Consider the following 1481-nt stretch of genomic DNA (forward strand, 5'->3'; position numbering starts at 1 on the left):
CCACCGCTTGCTTCACCCCGCCCCGCCCCCCCCCCTGGGGGGCCGGTCGCGCGCCCGTTTCAGCTGCCCCCGCACCTGGTCCGCGCCCGGCCCGCCCGCCCCCCACGACCCCGGCGTCGGGCGCCAGCTCGACCGGCTGCCCGCCGAGCTCGCCGGACTGCACCGCCGGTGGGACAACGACGCCCTGGCCATGGTTCGGCGCAACGTCTTCAACCTGGATCCGCCCGACCACACCCGGCTGCGCCGGCTGATGGCGCCGGGCTTCGGCGCCCGCCCCGTGGCCGCGCTCGTCCGGACCGTGCACCGCGTGGTCGGTGAGCTGGTGGACGCCATGGCCGGAATGGACACCACGAACGCCACGAACGGCATGGACGCTACGAAGGCCACGGACGCCACGGACGCCACGGACGGCATGGACGGCATGGACGGCATGGGCGCCTCGGCCGCCGCAGGGGGCGAGGTCGACGTCGTCAGGGCGCTGGCGCTGCCGCTGCCGATCCTGGTCGTCGCCGACCTGCTGGGCTTCCCCGCGGAGGACCGGGCCCTGTTCCGCCGCTGGAGCGACGAGATGCTGGCCGGCCGGGACGGTGCCGAGACGCGCCGTTCAGGGATGAAGTTCGTCGCCCACATCACCGAGCGGATCCGCGAGCGGCGCTCCCGCGAGGGGGACGACCTGCTGTCACACCTCCTGCGCGCGGAGGACGGCGGCCAGATCACCCGCCTGGAGCTGATCTCCAGCGTGTTCCAGCTGCTGTTCGCCGGAGACGAGACGACGGTCAACCTGATCGGCATCGGAGTGCTGGAACTGCTGCGCCACCCAGAGCAGCTCGCCCTGCTCCGCGCGCGGCCGGAGCTGATCGACTCCGCCGTCGAGGAGGTGCTGAGGTACAACGGCCCGGTCGGGCACTCCCGGCCGCTGTACGCGATGACCGACGTGGACTTCGGCGGGACGGTGATCGCGCGGGGGGACATCATCGTGCCGGTGCTGCTGGCCGCAAACCGCGACCCGGCGGTGTTCCCGCGTCCGGACGTCTTCGCCATCGACCGAAGCCCGAACCGGCACCTGGGCTTCGGCCATGGGATCCACTTCTGCCTCGGCGCCGCGCTGGCCCGGGTGCAGGCCCGCGCCGCCATCGGCACGCTGGTGCGGCGCTTCCCCCGCATGGCCCTGGCCGTCGACCCCGGCGAGCTGGAGTGGACGCGGGAGCTGTTCCTGCGCGGCGTGCGCCGTCTCCCGCTGCGCCTGCACGGCTGAGCAGGCCGAGGCGCCCGGACCGGTACCGCGCGAGACGGCCCAGTGTTGCGCGAGACGGCCAGGCGGCGGGGAAGCGCGACCGGTGGCCGGGAAACGAAAGATCCCCAGGCCGCCGGCCTGGGGATCATCGTGTGGTGGGCGATACTGGGATTGAACCAGTGGCCTCTACCGTGTCAAGGTAGCGCTCTCCCACTGAGCTAATCGCCCTCGTGCGTCGATCGTCGCG

The 1481-nt window shown here is 73.3% G+C and carries 1 protein-coding gene and 1 tRNA gene; one reads left to right on the plus strand and one right to left on the minus strand.

Annotated features, from left to right (window positions below):
* The coding region (locus tag ACWEN6_RS40870) for a cytochrome P450 (protein WP_452577598.1) at positions 1-1255 on the plus strand (1255 nt) is incomplete at its 5' end.
* A 132-nt stretch (positions 1256-1387) separates the two neighbouring features.
* On the opposite strand, the gene ACWEN6_RS40875 is transcribed toward ACWEN6_RS40870, so the two are convergent.
* Positions 1388-1462 (minus strand) — tRNA-Val (locus ACWEN6_RS40875).
* Between the last annotated feature and the right edge of the window lie 19 nt (positions 1463-1481).

This window comes from Sphaerisporangium sp. NPDC004334 (assembly GCF_053602655.1).